The sequence below is a fragment of the Aquibium sp. ELW1220 genome (assembly GCF_030398385.1).
Classification (GTDB): Bacteria; Pseudomonadota; Alphaproteobacteria; order Rhizobiales; family Rhizobiaceae; genus Aquibium.
Window position 1 is genome coordinate 45947 of sequence record NZ_JAOAOQ010000028.1, and the last position, 18391, is coordinate 64337.

The 18391-nt window shown below is 66.6% G+C and carries 20 protein-coding genes; 15 read left to right on the forward strand and 5 right to left on the reverse strand.

The window, feature by feature from the left end; genetic code table 11:
* Positions 1-8: 8 nt before the first annotated feature.
* From N1F91_RS21595 to N1F91_RS21605, 3 genes are all read right to left on the reverse strand, one after another.
* Positions 9-866, reverse strand: a complete 858-nt coding sequence (locus N1F91_RS21595; RefSeq protein ID WP_289995343.1) for a hypothetical protein — start codon at positions 864-866, stop codon at positions 9-11.
* Positions 863-2194, reverse strand: a complete 1332-nt coding sequence (locus N1F91_RS21600) for a hypothetical protein (RefSeq protein ID WP_289995344.1) — start codon at positions 2192-2194, stop codon at positions 863-865. Before N1F91_RS21600 ends, N1F91_RS21595 begins: the two co-directional genes overlap by 4 nt.
* A gap of 72 nt (positions 2195-2266) precedes the next feature.
* On the reverse strand, positions 2267-2647 hold the full coding sequence (locus tag N1F91_RS21605; RefSeq protein WP_289995345.1) for a hypothetical protein: 381 nt from the start codon (positions 2645-2647) through the stop codon (positions 2267-2269).
* Between the two features lie 133 nt (positions 2648-2780).
* Here N1F91_RS21605 and N1F91_RS21610 point away from each other — a divergent pair, with 133 nt between their 5' ends.
* The 12 genes from N1F91_RS21610 to N1F91_RS21665 all read left to right on the forward strand — a co-directional run bounded on the left by N1F91_RS21610 (position 2781) and on the right by N1F91_RS21665 (position 13457).
* Entirely contained in the window at positions 2781-3254 is a 474-nt protein-coding gene (locus N1F91_RS21610) for a GNAT family N-acetyltransferase (RefSeq protein WP_289995346.1), read from the forward strand.
* 239 nt (positions 3255-3493) lie between these two features.
* Positions 3494-3907 carry a succinate dehydrogenase, cytochrome b556 subunit gene (gene sdhC / locus N1F91_RS21615; protein ID WP_289995347.1) on the forward strand — a complete coding sequence of 138 codons (414 nt, stop codon included), beginning with the start codon at positions 3494-3496 and terminating at the stop codon, positions 3905-3907.
* Between the two features lie 4 nt (positions 3908-3911).
* Entirely contained in the window at positions 3912-4295 is a 384-nt protein-coding gene (gene sdhD, locus N1F91_RS21620) for a succinate dehydrogenase, hydrophobic membrane anchor protein (protein ID WP_289995348.1), read from the forward strand.
* 7 nt (positions 4296-4302) lie between these two features.
* Positions 4303-6132: a succinate dehydrogenase flavoprotein subunit gene (gene sdhA / locus N1F91_RS21625; protein WP_289995350.1), complete on the forward strand. Its 1830-nt coding sequence runs from the start codon at positions 4303-4305 to the stop codon at positions 6130-6132.
* Between the two features lie 26 nt (positions 6133-6158).
* A complete protein-coding gene (locus N1F91_RS21630) occupies positions 6159-6419 on the forward strand; it encodes a hypothetical protein (RefSeq protein WP_289995351.1) in 261 nt (86 codons plus the stop codon).
* Positions 6403-6816, forward strand: coding sequence for a type II toxin-antitoxin system VapC family toxin (locus N1F91_RS21635; protein WP_289995353.1), 414 nt, complete (start codon positions 6403-6405; stop codon positions 6814-6816). Before N1F91_RS21630 ends, N1F91_RS21635 begins: the two co-directional genes overlap by 17 nt.
* Before the next feature lie 13 nt (positions 6817-6829).
* Positions 6830-7609 carry a succinate dehydrogenase iron-sulfur subunit gene (locus N1F91_RS21640; protein WP_289995355.1) on the forward strand — a complete coding sequence of 260 codons (780 nt, stop codon included), beginning with the start codon at positions 6830-6832 and terminating at the stop codon, positions 7607-7609.
* Between the two features lie 282 nt (positions 7610-7891).
* Positions 7892-8713, forward strand: coding sequence for a suppressor of fused domain protein (locus N1F91_RS21645; protein WP_289995356.1), 822 nt, complete (start codon positions 7892-7894; stop codon positions 8711-8713).
* 309 nt (positions 8714-9022) lie between these two features.
* Positions 9023-9673, forward strand: coding sequence for a DUF480 domain-containing protein (locus N1F91_RS21650; RefSeq protein WP_289995357.1), 651 nt, complete (start codon positions 9023-9025; stop codon positions 9671-9673).
* 104 nt (positions 9674-9777) lie between these two features.
* Positions 9778-10125: a carboxymuconolactone decarboxylase family protein gene (locus tag N1F91_RS21655; RefSeq protein ID WP_289995359.1), complete on the forward strand. Its 348-nt coding sequence runs from the start codon at positions 9778-9780 to the stop codon at positions 10123-10125.
* Positions 10126-10215: 90 nt separating this feature from the next.
* Entirely contained in the window at positions 10216-10806 is a 591-nt protein-coding gene (gene msrA / locus N1F91_RS21660) for a peptide-methionine (S)-S-oxide reductase MsrA (RefSeq protein WP_289995398.1), read from the forward strand.
* A gap of 248 nt (positions 10807-11054) precedes the next feature.
* Positions 11055-13457 (forward strand): GGDEF and EAL domain-containing protein, encoded by a 2403-nt coding sequence (locus N1F91_RS21665; protein ID WP_289995361.1) that lies wholly within the window; start codon positions 11055-11057, stop codon positions 13455-13457.
* Positions 13458-13487: 30 nt separating this feature from the next.
* Here the strand turns inward: N1F91_RS21665 and N1F91_RS21670 are convergent, their stop codons facing one another.
* On the reverse strand, positions 13488-13913 hold the full coding sequence (locus N1F91_RS21670) for an OsmC family protein (RefSeq protein WP_289995363.1): 426 nt from the start codon (positions 13911-13913) through the stop codon (positions 13488-13490).
* A gap of 188 nt (positions 13914-14101) precedes the next feature.
* Positions 14102-15349 carry a ubiquinone biosynthesis hydroxylase gene (locus N1F91_RS21675; RefSeq protein ID WP_289995399.1) on the reverse strand — a complete coding sequence of 416 codons (1248 nt, stop codon included), beginning with the start codon at positions 15347-15349 and terminating at the stop codon, positions 14102-14104.
* Positions 15350-15457: 108 nt separating this feature from the next.
* Between N1F91_RS21675 and N1F91_RS21680 the strand changes: the two genes are divergently transcribed.
* The 3 genes from N1F91_RS21680 to N1F91_RS21690 all read left to right on the forward strand — a co-directional run bounded on the left by N1F91_RS21680 (position 15458) and on the right by N1F91_RS21690 (position 18312).
* Complete coding sequence (locus N1F91_RS21680; protein ID WP_289995365.1) at positions 15458-16324, forward strand: acyl-CoA thioesterase II; 867 nt, start codon at positions 15458-15460, stop codon at positions 16322-16324.
* A gap of 226 nt (positions 16325-16550) precedes the next feature.
* Entirely contained in the window at positions 16551-16889 is a 339-nt protein-coding gene (locus N1F91_RS21685; protein ID WP_289995367.1) for a P-II family nitrogen regulator, read from the forward strand.
* A gap of 28 nt (positions 16890-16917) precedes the next feature.
* Positions 16918-18312 (forward strand): ammonium transporter, encoded by a 1395-nt coding sequence (locus tag N1F91_RS21690; protein ID WP_289995368.1) that lies wholly within the window; start codon positions 16918-16920, stop codon positions 18310-18312.
* Positions 18313-18391: the final 79 nt, after the last annotated feature.

The window sequence follows — 18391 nt, forward strand, 5'->3', positions numbered from 1 at the left end:
AGGCAGGCCTATTGCCGGGCTGCGACCTTCGTGTCGCCGGTCGACAGCCGGTAGCCCTGGATCTCCTGCGCCGAAAGATAATAGAGCGAGCGCGGCGGCGTATCCAGCGCGTGCAGCCACAGCGCGGGATCCACCCCCATGTCGGACAGGTGCCGGGAAATCCGGGCGGTGGTGGCCTGCGCGTCCGACATCGCCTGCGCCGCTTCGGCAGGCTCGTCGCTCACCGAATAGAACTGGTGCACCCCTACCGCGGCCTTGGCACCGATCGACCGGTCCATGCCGCCGGCCAGCACGAGCGGACAGGAGGACGCGCAGAGCGCGCCGTCCTCGACCGTGGTGGCGATGCCCTTCTCGCGGATCAACCGGGCCATGCCGATGGCGTCGTCGAGCGAACCGCCAGGCGAATCCAGCGCAACGACCCGCACATACTCACCACGCGCCAGGATTTCCTCCTCGAACCGCGCCCGGGCACCCATGTCGATGTAGCCCCGTGCCGAGAGCACCCCGCCCGGCTCGAGCGTGAACTGAATGGGAGACCGCAGCACCTCCTCGTCGGCGGTGACATGGTCGCGCGGATCCGTGGTGCCCGAGGAAGCGCCGCTGCCCCGGTCGTGTACCGCCGGCGGCAGGATCGCGGGCGCGGCGAGGTGCTGGCCGGGCATGACCGAGGGCGCCGACCGCGCGTGGATCAGGTCGTGCATGTCAAAGCCGAGCACGCCGAAGGTGCCGACGAGCAGGCCGCCGAAGGCCCAGCGGATCACCTCGCCCTCGTCGAACCGACCGAAATAGCGCGACAGCAGCGAGCGTTTGCGCGTCATGCGCGCGTCCGCCGGCCGGTCTTCCTGCATGTCTTCCACGGCGCTCATGGATCGTGCCTCTTTCGTTCGGACAGGGCGATGGGCGTGACGTTCTCGGCTGCTGCCGGTCGCGGAGGCACCGGAGGAACGGCATTCCCCGCCGGTGTCGGTGCGTCGGCGGACTGGCCTGCGGCAGGCTGCCGCTGCCGGAGCGCCAGCAGGGCGTCGTGCAGCTCGATCGAGCGGAACATGTCGGCCGCGGTGATCCGGTCCGCATCGGCCATCTGCTCGTCGCCGCGCCGGATGACCCCCTGCACGATGCTCATGATCGCGATCAGCACGCCGGGCAGGAGGTCGATCGAGATCGCGCCGGCCCAGCTCGGGACGAAATCGCCGGCATAGCGCAGCACGGCCTCGGCCGATGACAGCGGCACGTAGCGCCGCTCGGCCACCTTCGGCTGCGCGAGGATCTCGGCAGCTGCGTCGGACAGCGCCTTCGACTGCGAATCCACCGACGTGCGGATGGTCGCCATCACCTGGTCCTGCCGCCCCGCGAGATCCGGCGACATGCCGTCCGCCACAGGCGCGATAAACCCGCCGGACAGGTCCGCCGCCGCACGCGCCACCGAGGGAGCGATCGAGGTCTGCTGGAGCGAGGAGACGACACCGGCCAGCGCAACCGCCTGTTCGGCGAAGCGGTCCGACCGTGGCGCGATCGCGCCCGGTTCCGAAACCAGCCCGCGCATGGAGGCGAGATGTTCCTGGCCCTCGCGAAAGAGCGTCCCGACCAGTTCCTGCGAGGCGCGGATGTTGGCCTCGAGCTCGCGCATCTGGGCGCTCATCTGGGTCAGCAACTGGACGACGCTGCCCGCGCCCGAGGTGCCCGTCAGCGCGCCCGAACTGCGTTCCTCGTCGGCCAGCCGCGCGAAGCGCTCGCCCGCCCGCTGGATGTCGGGCAGCAGCGACAGCGCACCGAGCGCGTTGCCATGCGCCTGTTCGAGATCGCCGGTATAACCTTCCAGCGTCTCGGCGAGATGCTGTTCGACCGCAGCCGAGCCGGCCAGCGCGGCAGCGTTCAGCCACGACGACATCGCCACGATCATGACCGACCCGACGGCCATGACCGCAAACATCGCCAGCCGGGAGGCGCCGTCGCGCATCTCCGGCAGGAACCGCATCAGGTAGCTCCAGAAGCCGTACATCCCGACCGAGACGGCCGCCGAATAGACGATCGCGGCGAAGAACACGATCGCCGCCGAGCCGTCGAGCAGGCTGCGCACGCCGAGATAGGTGTAGACGCCGGACGCCAGCGCGAGCGTCGCCAGCACGAACCGCGTCATCGTCTCCAGCGAGGCGGCGTGGTCCTTCAGGCGGCGGGCGGTGACGGCTTCGCTCATGCGCGCTGCGATGCTTCCATTCACGTTTCGTTAACCTTCGCGGCCGCAGAAGGCGCGACAAAGGTGACCAAATCAGGGCCTGGCGCAGGGGTGCTCGAGCACGGGCACCACGTTGTCGGGCAACCCGTACATGTAGGAACGGCCGTGCAGCAGCACGCCCTGCGAGCGGCAACGACGCACCACCCGGTCGCCATCGGACGGATCGAGGTAGACCACGTCCGGCGCGCCGCCACGCGTGTAGTCGGCGAGATCCTGCGCCAGGTGTCCCTGCCCGACCACGATGCGTTTGTAGCCCGAAGGGCTGTAGATGATCAGGTTGCCGAAGCTGTCCGCATGCACGCGGTCATGGTAGCCGCCCGCCGCGGCCGGGCCGGCGAGACTCATGGCTGACAGCACCAGCGCGGTTCGGACCACTCGCTTTGCGATGGCTGAAAGACTGCTCTGCGTCGTCATTGGCTCGTCCCTTCCGTTCGCGTCGAGCCCCCTCGCCGTCGAACTTAACGCTTTCTTAACCCATGTCACGTCGGGACGTGCCACCTCGCGCGGGCCAATTGACAGACATGGTTAATATCCTCAAAGGAACTGTATGACAGACGAGACCCCCAAACAGCCCGCCATCGACATCGCCCAGCTTCGCCTGAAGGATGCGCTCGACTTCGCCCCGCTGCTGGCTGCCTATGCCCAGGCGCTGAAGCGCGGCGCGCCGCGTCGCCCCGACCAGTACTACGCCGAGACCCTGCTGCAGGACCGCACGGCCGAGGTCATCGGCGCACGCATCGACGGAAAGCTCGTCGGCTTCACCATCTTCACCGACCAGCCCGAGCCGGTGTCGGGCATGCGCTGCGGCGTGTGCGATCACATCTATGTGCACCACGAGCACCGCAACAAGGGCATCGCCAAGGCGATGGTCGACGTGCTGGCCGACCAGGCCGAGGAACGCGGCTGGACCAAGCTGATCCTGAACGCCCCGCGCCAGCCCGAAGACGGCCGCAAGCTCTACGAGCAGATCGCCGCGCCTGCCGACTGGACGAGCTTCGTCATCCGCTTCGACAGCAAGTAGCGCCTCGGCATCCGGCAGCGGACGCCCCCCCCCAACGCGTCCCGGGGTGCGTCAGGAGGAAGCGGAGCGAGGTTCAATCGATTGAACCACTTGCCGGATTCCCCACCGCACTAAATAGCAGGACACAAAGGTCTTTTGCGGCTTTGACGCGCTGCAAAAAGCGCACTAGAAAGCGCCATCAATGGGCCATGGGGCAGCAGGTGAACGCATGCCTCTCCGGCCTTAGTCCTGGGGGAGCCATGAGCAACTCGACAGCCACCCGTCCCGGCATGAAGCCACGCCCGCTCTCGCCGCACCTGCAGATCTACCGTTTCACGCCGACCATGGCGATGTCGATCGTGCACCGCATCACCGGCGTCGCGCTCTACGGCGGCACGCTTCTCGTCGCGTGGTGGCTGATCGCCGCCGCGACGTCGCAGAGCGCCTTCGCCACCGCCGCCGCGGTGATGGGGTCGTGGTTCGGCCTGCTTGTGCTCTTCGGCTTCACCTGGGCGCTCTTCCACCACATGCTCGGCGGCCTTCGCCACCTTGTCTGGGACACCGGCCGCGGCCTCGAGAAGCACACCGCCACGACCTATTCCCTGGCCACGCTGGCGGGATCGATCTTGCTCACGATCCTCACCTGGATCGTCATCCTGTTTGCGGGAGCCTGAGATCATGGCCGACATGCAGACCCCCCTCCGCAAGGTTCGCGGCCTCGGCGCAGCCGGCCATGGCACCGCCGAGTTCTGGCGCAACCGTGTCACCTCGGTCGCGCTCATCCCGCTCAGCATCTTCGCCGTCTGGCTTGTCGTCTCGGGCCTCGGCTCGAGCTTCGCCGAGACCCGCGCCACGCTCTCCCACCCGGTCGTGGCCATCCTGCTCGCGCTCTTCATCCTCATCAGCCTCGACCACATGCGCCTCGGCATGGTCGAGATCATCGCTGACTACATCCACAGCGAAGGTCAGAAGCTGGTCCTCCTGATGCTCAACATCTTCTTCACCATCCTCGTCGGCGGGGCCTGCGTGTTCGCCCTGCTCAAGATCGCGTTCGGAGGCTGACCCGCACATGGCCAAGGCATCATCGGTCAACGGCAAGGCCTATACCTTCGTCGACCACAAGTTCGACGTCGTCGTGGTGGGGGCCGGCGGCGCCGGGCTGCGCGCCACGCTCGGCATGGCCGAGCAGGGGCTGAAGACGGCCTGCATCACCAAGGTCTTCCCCACTCGCTCGCACACCGTCGCCGCCCAGGGCGGCATCGCCGCCTCGCTGCAGAACATGGGGCCCGACCACTGGCAGTGGCACCTCTACGACACCGTCAAGGGCTCCGACTGGCTTGGCGACGTCGATGCCATGGAATACCTCGCCCGCGAGGCGCCCGCCGCCGTCTACGAGCTCGAGCACTACGGCGTGCCGTTCTCGCGCACCGAGGAGGGCAAGATCTACCAGCGCCCGTTCGGCGGCCACATGCAGAACTTCGGTGACGGCCCGCCCGTGCAGCGCACCTGCGCGGCGGCCGACCGCACCGGCCATGCCATCCTGCACACGCTCTACGGCCAGTCGATCAAGAACAACGCCCAGTTCTTCATCGAGTATTTCGCGCTCGACCTGATCATGACCGACGGCGTCTGCACCGGCGTCGTGGCCTGGAACCTCGACGACGGCACCATCCACCGCTTCGCCGCCAAGATGGTGGTGCTGGCCACCGGCGGCTACGGCCGCGCCTATTTCTCGGCGACGTCGGCCCACACCTGCACCGGCGACGGCAACGGCATGGTGGCGCGCGCCGGCCTGCCGCTCCAGGACATGGAGTTCGTGCAGTTCCACCCGACCGGCATCTACGGCGCCGGCTGCCTGATCACCGAGGGTGCCCGCGGCGAGGGCGGCTATCTCGTCAACTCCGAGGGCGAGCGCTTCATGGAGCGCTATGCCCCCTCGGCCAAGGACCTCGCCTCGCGCGACGTCGTCTCGCGCTGCATGACGATGGAGATCCGCGAGGGCCGCGGCGTCGGCAAGGCCAAGGACCACATCTTCCTGCATCTCGACCATCTCGATCCGGCGGTGCTGCACGAGCGCCTGCCCGGCATCTCGGAATCGGCCAAGATCTTCGCCGGCGTCGACGTCACCAGGGAGCCCATCCCGGTTCTGCCGACCGTGCACTACAACATGGGCGGCATCCCGACCAACTACTGGGGCGAGGTACTGAACCCGACCGAAGGCGAGCCGGACCGCGTCCAGCCCGGCCTGATGGCCGTCGGCGAGGCGGGTTGCGCCTCCGTCCACGGCGCCAACCGGCTCGGCTCCAACTCGCTGATCGACCTCGTTGTCTTCGGCCGCGCCGCCGCCATCCGCGCCGGCGAGGTGGTCGACCGCGCCGCGGCGATCCCCGCCATCAACGAGGCCGCCGTCGAGAAGATCATGGACCGCTTCGACCGCCTGCGGAACGCCGATGGCGGCACGCCCACGGCCGTGCTGCGCGAGAAGATGCAGCGCGCCATGCAGGAGGACGCCGCCGTGTTCCGCACGCAGGACTCGCTGGAGAACGGCTGCAAGCGCATCTCGGCGATCTGGAACGAGCTGCCGGACGTCAAGGTGACCGACCGGTCGATGATCTGGAACTCGGACCTCGTCGAGACGCTGGAACTCGACAACCTCATGGCCTGCGCCATCACCACCGTCTACGGCGCCGAGGCGCGCAAGGAGAGCCGCGGGGCGCATGCCCGCGAGGACTTCTCCGAGCGTGACGACGCCAACTGGCGCAAGCATTCGCTGGCCTGGGTCGACGACGCGGGCAACGTCTCGCTGAAGTATCGCCCGGTCCACACCGAGACCATGCTGCCGGTGGCGCAGGGCGGCATCGACATCGCCAGGATCGCGCCGAAGAAGCGGGTGTATTAGGATTGGGCCTGAAGGAGGTCCGGACGATGGGTGAGATCACGATCAGGCTGAGCGACGCGACGGTGATCGAGGCGCTTGAGGAAATGGCTTCGATCCACGGCAGGCCGGTCGAGGAGGAAGCCCGTTCGGTTCTGGAGCGCGCGGTCGAGGATCATCGTCACCGGACCGACCTGATCGAGAGAGCTCGGCAGATTCGCGCGATGACACCGACAGGCGTGAAGCAGACGGATTCGGTCGAGATCATCCGCGCGATGCGCGAAGAGCGCGACCGTGCGCTGGGTGGTTGACGCTTCGGTGGCCGTGAAGTGGATCATCGCGGAAGAACGCGAGGAGGCAGCGGATTCGCTGCTTTCCCATGGGGAAATGCGGTCCGCGCCTGACCTGTTGCTGGTGGAGGTTGCGAACGTCCTGCGCAACAAGCTGTCGAAGGGGCAGATATCGCTCCCACACGCCCAGACGGGTTTTCGGTTCGTTGCTTCCGCCATGACGTCCCTGGTGCCGGATCGCGAACTCGTCGGGCGCGCCCTGGATATCGCCGCCGAACTGGAACACCCGGTGTATGACTGCATGTACATCGCCTGCGCCGAACGAGAAAACACGAAGGTCGTGACCGCTGACGCCCGCTTCAAGCGACGCACCGCGCAGTCCCGCTACGCAACGCTCGTCGAATCCCTGCCGATCTGAATCGGAGACACCCATGGTCGAACTCACCCTCCCCAAGAACTCGAAGATCAATCCGGGCAAGACCTGGCCGAAGCCGCAGGGCGCGACCAATCTGCGCGAGTACAAGGTCTATCGCTGGTCGCCCGACGACGACCAGAACCCGCGCATCGACACCTATTTCGTCGACATGGACGATTGCGGGCCGATGGTGCTCGACGCGCTGCTCTACATCAAGAACAGGATCGACCCGACGCTGACCTTCCGCCGCTCCTGCCGCGAGGGCATCTGCGGCTCCTGCGCCATGAACATCGACGGCGCCAACACGCTGGCCTGCACCAAGGGCATCGACGAGATCGGCGGCGCGGTGAAGATCTACCCCCTGCCGCACATGCCGGTGGTCAAGGACCTCGTGCCCGACCTCACCGTGCCCTACGCGCAGCTCACCTCGATCCAGCCCTACCTGAAGACGGTCTCCCCCGAGCCCGCCAAGGAATGGCTGCAGAGCCACGAGGACCGGCAGAAGCTCGACGGCCTCTACGAGTGCATCCTGTGCTTCTGCTGCCAGACCTCGTGCCCCTCCTACTGGTGGAACGGCGACCGCTATCTCGGCCCCGCCGTGCTGCTGCAGGCCTACCGCTGGCTGATCGACTCACGCGACGAGGCGACCGGCGAGCGCCTGAACGATCTTGAAGATCCGTTCCGGCTCTACCGCTGCCACACCATCATGAACTGCGCCCAGACCTGCCCCAAGGGCCTGAACCCGGCCAAGGCTATCGCCGAGATCAAGAAGATGATGGTGGAACGGGCGGTGTAGGCAGGGACGCCCGTTCTACGGGGCCAGCCCGCCGAAATCGACCGGCATGGACCCTGTCGTTCCGCATCTCATGGCGGCATCGACCTCGGAAAGGTGTCGCCGAAGAAGCGGGCGCGCCTTGCGCCCGCTACGGCGGAGCCGCGTGTTGGGCGTCATCGGCAGACGCTCCGCCCGTACGCAAAAAGGGCCGGCGATCTACGCCTTGACGGGTATCGGGAACGGGCAGAAACTTGGTTTCTGTGACGAAGCGGGTACGTCTTAAAATTGTGCCCGACACCTGCTATGTTCGCAGTCCTTGCATTTGTGATGCTCAACGGGGCCGCGATGTCCGATGAAGATGAACCGCTGACTGCAGGCGGATCGAGCATCCATCGTTACGATGGCCATCAGTACGAATTCCGAGGTCCGGTTGATGCCGGCGTTCATCTCGAAAAGCTGGAAACCTTTCTGCAAGCGGCACTTGGGCCTCAGGCCGGTGTTTACCATGAGATCATTTCAGACAAGGTGCATATCGATATCCTGATTTATGCGCCGACCGAAAGCCGCGATTGTTGGACGTTCGTCACCAGCGGCATGAGCGACTTGCCCATGAAAGTGCCCGAGATACTGGGAGAAGATCGGGCCTTGTTTTCCCGTTCCGAGTTGCTGATTTCGCTTCCCCGCGATTGGTTCGACGCGGGAGACAATGGATTGCCGATCGATAGTCAGATGGGTGACGACTCGAAATTCTGGCCGATTGGTCTCCTGAAGCACCTTGCTCGGTTTCCGCATGAATTCGACACTTGGCTGTGGGATGGGCATTCGATCCCGAATTTCGATCCGCCGGAGCCATATCATCCATCAACGCGGTTTAACGGATCCGTCTTGTACCTCGGGATGGGTTCATTGTCCGAGAATCAGGTCATGGAACTAGACGATAGCGGCGCAATCGCTTTCCATACGGTCGTTCCGGTCTACGGCGATGAAATGACCTACAAGCTCAACAAGGGCTCCGATGCGCTGTTGGAAAAACTCCTCTCGCATGGAGTGACCGACATCCTGGACCCGAACCGGCCGAGCGTGGTGCAGAAGCGCAGCCTGTTCGACTTTTTCTCCAAGTCCTGAAAGCCTCAGTCCCGGCGAGGTAAGGGATGCTCCCGCAGCGAAGGCATCTGCGGCTCCCGCGCGATGCCCATCGAAAGCGCAAAACACGCTGACCTGCACCAGGGGCGTCGACGAGTTCGGCGGCATCTCGAAAATGCACCGGCCGCCATCCGGCATGGCCCGTCGGCTGGCACCGTCCGAGGGTGCCGTTCGGAAGACGGAATCTGTTGCACCCGCAGACCCACATCGGGTTAAAAGGGCGCTCGCTCCGGCGCTCTTCATCCTGAGGTGCGCGCGGAGCGAGCCTCGAAGGACGCACCTGAGATACCCATGGACACTCCCGCCTCCGACCTGCTTCTCCTCAACGCCATCGAAGCCCGCGTGCTGGGCTCGCTGATCGAGAAGAAGGAGCTGACGCCCGACATCTACCCGCTGTCGCTCAACGCGACGCAGTCGGCCACCAACCAGAAGACGGCCCGCGAGCCGGTGATGAGCCTGGAACCGGCCGACATCCACCGCTCCTTCAAGTCGCTGATGGACAAGGGGCTGGTACGCCAGGTGTCGGGCTCGCGCGTCGAGCGTTTCGAACACCAGCTGTCGCAGCGCTTCTCGCTCACCCGTGGCCAGACCTCGCTGATCGGCCTGATGATGCTGCGCGGGCCGCAGACCGCGCACGAGCTGATGGCGCGCTCGGAGCGGATGGCGCGCTATGCCAATGTCGAGGAATTGCTCGCCGACATCGACCTGTTGATCGGCCGCAAGACGCCGCTCGTCCAGCTCGTCGAGCGCGGTCCGGGCCAGCGCGAGGACCGCTACGCCCATCTGCTCTGCGGCCCGGTCGCCGCCGCACCGCGCTCTGCGGCCCCGGCGCGTGCCTACGCCGCTGCCGACACGTCGGACCTCGAGGCGCGCGTCGCCGCGCTGGAAACGGAGGTGGCCGACCTGCGGTCCCTCCTCGAGAGCCTGACCGGGAACGGCTGACGGCTTTTTCTCCGCCGCCCGCCGCCGCTTGATCCGCGTCAAGCCGCCTGCCTCGCCGTCCGGCTATCACGCTTCCCGACAACGAAAAGGGAGCTTGCCTTCGAATGGCGACCACGAACTGGAACGACCTCATCAGCCAGACCAACGGCCGCATGGCGGCGGTGCGCGCCGGTGTGCCGGATGTGGCCGCAGGCTTCGCCCAGCTCGCCAAGGCCGCCATCGCACCCGGCGCGCTCGATTCGAAGACCAAGGAGCTGATCGCGCTGGCCATCGGCATCGCGGCGCGCTGCGACGGCTGCCTCGCCTTCCACGTCAAGGCCGCGATCAGGCTGGGCGCCACCCGGGACGAGGTGCTGGAGACGATCGGTGTGGCCGTCTACATGGGCGGCGGCCCTTCGATGATCTACGGCGCCGAGGCGCTTGACGCCTACGACGCGCTGGCGGCGGGATGACCTCACGCAAGCGTGTTGGCGCTTGATTTTGAACCGCCGCGGAAGGACGCTATCTGTCTGGCCAACAGGGAGATTGACGTCATGCTGCGCATGCTGATCGCCGCCACGCTCGCCACCTTCGCCGCTTCGGCTTCGCCTGTCGCCGCGCAGCAGTCGGAAAGCGCCGTTTTCGCCGGCGGCTGCTTCTGGTGCATCGAATCCGACATGGACAAGGTGCCGGGCGTCACCGCCACCACCTCGGGCTATTCCGGCGGAACGCTGCAGAACCCCACCTATCCGAACCACGAGGGGCACCGCGAGGTGCTGAAGGTCGATTACGACCCGTCGAAGGTTTCCTTCGCGCAACTGGCCGACATCTTCTTCCGCTCCGTCGACCCGACCGATGCCGGCGGACAGTTCTGCGATCGCGGCCATGCCTACACCACGGCGATCTACGTGGCGGACGACGCGCAGAAGCAGGCGGCGGAGAAGGCCAAGGCTGCCGCACAGGCCGAACTCGGCAAGCCGATTGTCACTCCGATCGAGATGGCGGGCACCTTCTGGGCGGCGGAAGACTATCATCAGGACTACTACAAGAAGAACCCGATCCGCTACCGCTACTACCGCGGCGCCTGCGGCCGCAACGACCGGGTCGAGGCCCTGTGGGGCAATGCCGCCTACGAGGGAATTCCGGCCCACTGATCGCTCCCGCGCGGGCGGACAGCCGGGCAACAGCTTGCGGACCGGCCGCCCTCGCGTCGGCCGCGCTCAAGGCGAAGCCGGCCGCGGGCTCCCCTTGACGCGCTTTGCCGTTTAACATTTCTCAATGCTGTTTGCCATTTCTTGGCGCGCCGCGCAGATCATTGCTGCCGACAGCCGTCTTATTAACGGATTGGCGCGCCAACCAGTGCTACGGAACCCGGGAGATCGAGACAACTCGCCGGTAGCCCGTGTCCGCCCTGAACCGCCTTCCAGCCATCGCCGCAGATGCCCTCCGCAGGCTCGTCGCGCAGTCGCCGGTCGAGCGCTGGTATCGACTGAGCGGCCTAGCGCCCGACAATTCGCCGGAAGTGGCCAGCGTGCGCGCCGCCCAGATGCGTTCCATGCTGCGCTACACGCCGATCATGATGGCCGCCAACGTCGTCAACGCGCTGTGCGTGCTGTTCGGCGTCCTGCATCATGTCGAGAGTCCTTTCCTGCTCATCCTGTGGGGCGTGGCGGTCTGCGCCTTCGCGGTTCAGGCGACGGCGATCTGGTATGCGAGCCGCAACCGGCCGCCACGGGAGAAGGTGTCGGCGCGCGGCCTCTGGCGCACCACGCGCCAGGCCGCGATACTCGGGCTGCTCTGGGGCATCCTCCCGGCGGTCTGGTATCCTGAGCTCGACCAGTGGGGCCAGGTTCTCGTCGGTACGCTCGTCACCGGCATGATCTGCTGCGGCGCCTTCGCCCTCGCCACCGTCCCCTCCGCCGGAACCGCCTACGTCCTGGCCTTGATCGCCGGCAGCCTCGTCGGGCTGTTGCGCGCCGAGATTCCTCACGTCGAGGTGATCGCGATCCTGCTGATCGCCTATTCGATCACCGTTACCTACGCCGTCTTCGGCACCGGCAAGCTGTTCGTCGAACACTTCGAGGCCGAGACCGCCCTGAAGCACAATGGCGAGGTCATCCAGCTGCTCCTCAACGAGTTCGAGGAGAATGGATCGGACTGGCTGTTCGAACTCGACGAGCATCTGCGCATCGTATCCTGTTCGCCGCGCTTCCTCGACGTCCTGGCAGAGGAGACGCACGATCTCCGCGGACGGCGCTTCGGTGACCTGCTCGCCCCGGCCGGACAGAAGTCCTTCTTCGCTGCCCTGTCGGGCGGCCGCGCCTTCCGCGACGTGGTGGTGGAGGCCGGTAGCCGAAGCGGAACCCGCTGGTGGTCGGTGACGGCAGGTCCCCTGTTCGACGCCAAAGGCGGCGTCTGCGGCTGGCGCGGCGTCGGCTCGGACGTCACCGAGGCGAAGCTCGCCAAGGACCGGATCGTCTGGATGGCCACGACCGACCAGCTCACCGGCCTGCCGAACCGCCTGCATTTCCACGAATGCGCCGATCGCGCCATCGACCGCTGCCGGGCCGCCGGCCGCCAGGTCGGCCTCGCCAGCCTCGATCTCGACGGGTTCAAGCAGGTCAACGACACGCTGGGGCACGCTGCCGGCGACCAGCTCCTTGCACGGATCGCCTTGCGCCTGCACGACTTTGCCGGTGACGGCGTCACCATCGGCCGGCTCGGCGGCGACGAGTTCGGCGTGCTGATCGAGTGCGGGACCGGCTGCGATCGGATGATAGGCCTGCTGGAGAAGATCGTGGTCGCCATATCGGCGCCCATCGCCATCGGCGACAGTACCGTCTCCGTCGGCGGAACCGCGGGACTTGCCCTGGCGCGGTCGGCGGACGAGGACATCGACCGCCTGATGAGCAACGCCGACACCGCGCTCTATGCCGCCAAGGAACAGCAGCGCGGCTCGGTCGTGCTGTTCTCCGACGCGATGCAGAAAGCTGCCGATGAACGGCGCGGTCTTGCGGACGACCTCAAGCTCGCCGTCGACGAGCGCCAGCTGGAACTGCACTATCAGCCGATCGTCGACGCGAACACCTTGCGCGTCGTGGCCGCCGAAGCCTTGCTGCGCTGGCGTCACCCGAGACGCGGCCTGCTGTCGCCGGACGCCTTCATCGGCATCGCCGAGGCGACCGGCCAGATCGGTCGCATCGGCAACTGGGTGCTGTCGCAGGCATGCCGCGATGCCGCCGCCTGGCCCGATCATGTCGGAGTGGCCGTCAATGTCTCGCCCGCCCAGCTGGTGACGAACGGCACCGGGACCAACGTCCGCGCCGCGCTCGCATCCAGCGGGCTCGCCGTCCACCGCCTCGAGCTGGAGATCACGGAGGCAGTCTTCGTTCGGCACGGCACCCAGGCGGAAGAGTTCATGCGCGACATGGACAGCCTTGGGGTCCGCATCGCGCTGGACGATTTCGGTACCGGCTACTCCTCGCTCGGCTACATCACGCGTTTTCCGGTCGGCAAGCTGAAGATCGACCGTTCCTTCGTGTCCGGCGGCGCCGCCATCAAGGAGCGCAACGCCATCATCTCCGCCATCGTCGGCATCGCCCGATCGCTCAACATGATCACCACCGCTGAAGGCGTGGAGAACCCGGGCGAACTGGCCTGGGTGCGCAATCTCGGCTGCACCCAGATCCAGGGCTACCACATAGCCCGGCCCATGGCGGCCGCCGACTTCTCGGCCTACCTGCTCAGCCAGGAGCCGGAACTGGTCGCCGGGGTGCGCCTCAGGCCGGCCGTCGCGCAGGCATGACGTCGCCTGCGCGGATCTGGCCGATCCGGTTCAGGCCAATCGCGCATCGAGCGTGATCTCGATCGCTCCCAGCGCTTTCGACACGGGGCAGTCGCCCTTCGCCTTCTCGGCCAGCGACACGAACGTCGCCTCGTCGATTCCTGGCACGGTCCCGGTCACGTGCAGCGCGCTCTTGGTAATACCGGTTCCCGGCACCAGCGTCACGACTGCCTTGGCATCGACCTTCTCGGCCGGCGTGCCGTTCTCGGCCAGGAAGTGCGACAGCTGCATTGCAAAGCAGCCGGCATGCGCGGCGGCGATCAGTTCCTCGGGGTTCGTCCCGGCCTGACCGGTCTCGTCCTCGAACCGGGACTTGAAGGAATAGGGCAGCCCTTTCAGCGCCCCGCTCTGCGCCTCCAGCGTTCCGGTCCCTTGCTTCAGCGCTCCTGTCCAGACGGCTGTGGCATGACGATCCATGAGAATCTCCCTGGTGTTGCTGCCCGACGCTACCCGGCGGGCGGATCACAACGCGCGACGGCTGCGACCGTTCACGTCACGCGCCCGATGGCGATCTTGCTCCGCCCCAACGCGCAGTCGGCGGACACCACCGCGACGCTCCCGGGCGGTCGCAGCTTGCTCGTCGGAGAAAGCCGCGGACACCAGCCTCAGATCGGCTCGCCGCGCAGCAGGTTGGGCGCGGGACCCGCCAGCCCCGCCGCCTGGCGGATGAAGAAATCCTTCAGCGCCGGCATCCGGTCCACCATGCCAAGGCCGATGTCGCGGATCGTCCGCAACGGACCGAAATCGTTCGAGAACATCCGGTTCAGCACGTCGGTGGTCACGCCCATCTGCACCGTGTCGAAGCGGCGCCAGCGGGCATAGCGCTCCAGCACGTCGACCGCGCCGATGTCCTCGCCCAGACGGTCGGCCTCCACCACCACCTGCGCCAGCGCGGCGGCGTCCTTGAAACCGAGATTGAGCCCCTGGCCGGCGATCGGATGGATGCCGTGCGCGGCGTCGCCGGCGAGCGCGAAGCGCGGCGCGACGAATTCACGCGCCAGCGTCAGCCCCAGCGGCCAGGCCTTGCGCGGCCCGTCCACGCGGATGTCGCCGAGCTTCAGGCCGAAGCGGAGTTCGAGCTCCGTCTCGAACACGATATCGTCTTCCGCCACCAGCCGGTCGGCCTCGGCCGTTCGCTCTGTCCACACGATCGAAGAGCGGTTCGTGCCGTTCTCGTCCGGCTTGAGCGGCAGGATCGCAAAGGGGCCGGCAGGCAGGAAATGCTCCTCGGCCCGGCCATTGTGCGGCCGCTCGTGCGCGACCGTGCAGACGATGCCCGACTGGCCGTAATCCCAGTGTACGGTCTTGATCCCAGCCATGTCGCGCAGCCGCGACTTCACGCCGTCGGCCGCCACCAGCAGCCGAGCGGCGATGGACGTCCCGTCAGCGAGCCTGACCGTCGCGGCGGCGCTGCCGACCTCGAATCCCGCCACCGCCACGCCTTCGCGGATCGCGATGCCCAGCTCCGCCGCGCGCCGGCGCAGCGCCGCGTTCATCGCCCGGTTGGGGATCATGTGGGCGAAGGTCTCGCCTTCGGCCACCTCGCCGTCGAAGGTCAGGAACACCGGCCGCACCGGATCGCTGGTGCGCGAATCCGTCACGATCATTTCGGTGATCGGCTGCGCCTGCGGCAGGATCTCGTCCCAGCAGCCGAGCTGCTCGAGCATCCGTCGGGCCGCCGCCGCCACGGCGGAAGCGCGGCCATCGCGCTGCCAAACGCCGGCCGGCGCCGCGTCGACCATGGTGATGCTCAGGCCGGGACGCGACTGCGCGATCGCAACCGCGGCAGCCAGCCCGACATAGCCCGCGCCCGCCACCACGATGTCGGCGCGCTCTGATCCCTCATGTGTCATCATCGAACTCCCTTGTGGCGATGCGGCCGCAGCTTGACTTGTCCTGCCCAACTGGCCGAAACCGGCTCGCGAGCAAGGCCGGCGAGACGGCGCAAGGAGCCAGAGACGATGTCTTCAGCCATGCAGGAACTCCTGTCCATTCTCGACCTCGAACGGCTGGAGCACAACCTGTTTCGTGGTCGCAGCCCGCAGACCGCCTGGCAGCGGGTGTTCGGCGGCCAGACCATCGGTCAGGCGCTCGTCGCTGCCCAGCGCACCGTCGATGCCAGCCGGCGGGTCCATTCGCTGCACGGCTACTTCATGCGGCCGGGCGACACCAAGGTCCCGATCGTCTACGAGGTCGACCGCATCCGCGACGGCCTTTCCTTCAACACGCGACGCGTCGTCGCGATCCAGCACGGCCACGCGATCTTCTCGCTCGAGGCTTCCTTCCAGCTGGTCGAGGAGGGCCTCGACCACCATGTCGCCATGCCGCTCGACGTGCCGGGCCCGGAGGACCTCAAGACGCAGCGCGAACTGCTCGAGACGATGGAGGGCGTGCCGGAGGTCATCCGCCGCTTCTGGGCCCGCGACCGCCCGCTCGAAATCAAGCCCGTCAGCATCGAGCACTATGTCAGCCGCGACAAGCTGCCGCCGCAGCAGAACATCTGGATCCGGGCGACCGGGCCCGTGCCCGGAGAATGGCCGATCCAGAGCGCCATCCTCGCCTACCTGTCGGACATGACCCTGCTCGACACCGCCACCTTCCCGCACGGCCGCGCCATCTTCGACCCCGACCTGCAGGTCGCGAGCCTCGACCATGCGATGTGGTTCCACCGCGACGATCCGCTCGACGACTGGCTGCTCTACACCCAGGACAGCCCCTCCTCGTCGGGCTCGCGCGGGCTGTCCCGCGGTGCGATCTACAACCGCAAGGGGCTCCTGATCGCTTCCGTGGCGCAGGAAGGACTGATCAGGCTGCGCTCAAACGCCTAAAAAAGCAGCAATAACGCAATTTTGCCCACATTACAGCCCGCTGATTGTGCAGCGCGGTAGGCCGGACTTCGCCGGCGAACCGTTTTTTCATTCATTTCAAAAGGTTGAAGCCTCCTTGCCCGAGTTGGCACGGAGCTTGAATCTGTATGCTCACGCACCGGTCCCTGCAGGGTGGTCCGGAGTGTCTGTAAACGCGGGAACCCGCACAATCGAAGGGTGAAACCTGATGAAGATCGTGATGGCTATCATAAAGCCGTTCAAGCTCGACGAGGTGCGCGAAGCGCTGACCGCCGTGGGCATCCAGGGGCTGACCGTCACCGAGGTGAAGGGCTACGGACGCCAGAAGGGGCACACGGAAATCTATCGCGGCGCCGAATACGCCGTCAGCTTCCTGCCCAAGATCAAGATCGAGCTCGCGGTGAGCTCCGACATGGTCGACAAGGCCGTTGACGCGATCAGCAGCGCCGCCAAGACCGGCCAGATCGGCGACGGCAAGATCTTCGTCTACGGGATCGATCAGGCCGTGCGCATCCGCACCGGCGAAACCGACGTCGACGCGCTTTGACAGCCATTTCGATTTCAAGGAGACAACAATGAGCCTTTCCAACCACTTGAAGATCGCGATGCGCACGGCGTCGCTCGGCGGTCTCGCCGCCGCCGCCCTCGGGCCGGTCATCGCCTTCGCCCAGGAGGCAGCACCTGCGGCTACTGAAGCGGCCGAGGCGGCAGCTCCCGTCATGGACAAGGGCGACACCGCCTGGATGATGATGTCGACCGTGCTGGTCCTCTTCATGATCCTGCCGGGCCTGGCCCTCTTCTACGGCGGCCTCGTGCGCGCCAAGAACATGCTCTCTGTCCTCATGCAGTGCACGGGCATCACCGCCCTGGTCATCGTGATCTGGGTCCTGTGGGGCTATTCCTTCGCCTTCGGCGGCTCCACCAGCGCGTTCTGGGGCGGCTTCGGCAAGCTCTTCCTGTCCGGCGTGAACGCCGACAGCATGGCGGCCACCTTCTCCGCCGAATACGTCATTCCGGAATTCGTCTTCATCTGCTTCCAGATGACTTTCGCCTGCATCACGCCGGCGCTGATCGTCGGTGCCTTCGCCGAGCGCATCAAGTTCCGCGCGGTCATGCTCTTCGTGGCACTCTGGGTCACCTTCGTCTACTTCCCGATCGCGCACATGGTCTGGGACGCGAACGGCCTGATCTTCACCGGCGCCCATGCCGGCGGCATCGCGGCGCTCGACTTCGCCGGCGGCACCGTCGTCCACATCAATGCGGGCATCGCCGGTCTCGTCGGCGCCATGATGGTCGGCAAGCGCGCCGGCTACGGCAAGGACAACATGGCTCCGCACTCCATGACCCTCACCATGGTCGGCGCCTCGATCCTCTTCGTCGGCTGGTTCGGCTTCAACGCCGGCTCCAACCTCGAGGCCAATGGCGGCGCCGCCCTGGCCATGATCAACACCTTCACCGCCACCGCCGGCGCGATCCTCGCCTGGGTGGTCATCGAGGGCATGTCGCGCGGCAAGGCGTCGATGCTGGGCGCTGCGTCCGGCGTCGTCGCCGGTCTGGTGGCCGTCACCCCGGCGGCCGGCCTCATCGGCCCGGTCGGCGCGATCGTGCTGGGCGCCATCGCCAGCGTCATCTGCTACTATTTCGTGGCCGTGGTGAAGATCAAGGCCGGCTACGACGACTCGCTCGACGTGTTCGGCATCCATGGCATCGGCGGCATCGTCGGCGCCATCGGCACGGGCGTCTTCGCCTCGAGCTCGCTCGGCGGCATCGGTTATGCCGATGGCGTCACCATGGGCGGCCAGGTCTACTCGCAGGTCGTGGCCGTCCTCATCACCATCGTCTGGTGCGGCATTGCCTCGGCGATCCTCTACAAGCTCGTCGACCTGCTCGTCGGCCTGCGCCCCACCGCAGAAGCCGAGCGTCAGGGCCTCGACCTCAACTCGCACGGCGAAGTCGCCTATCATTCCTGATCCGGCGGTCCGCGCCGCCACGTGGCGCGGACATCGCGGACTTGATCGCATCCTCCCAGACTGGGGCCCGGTATCGCCG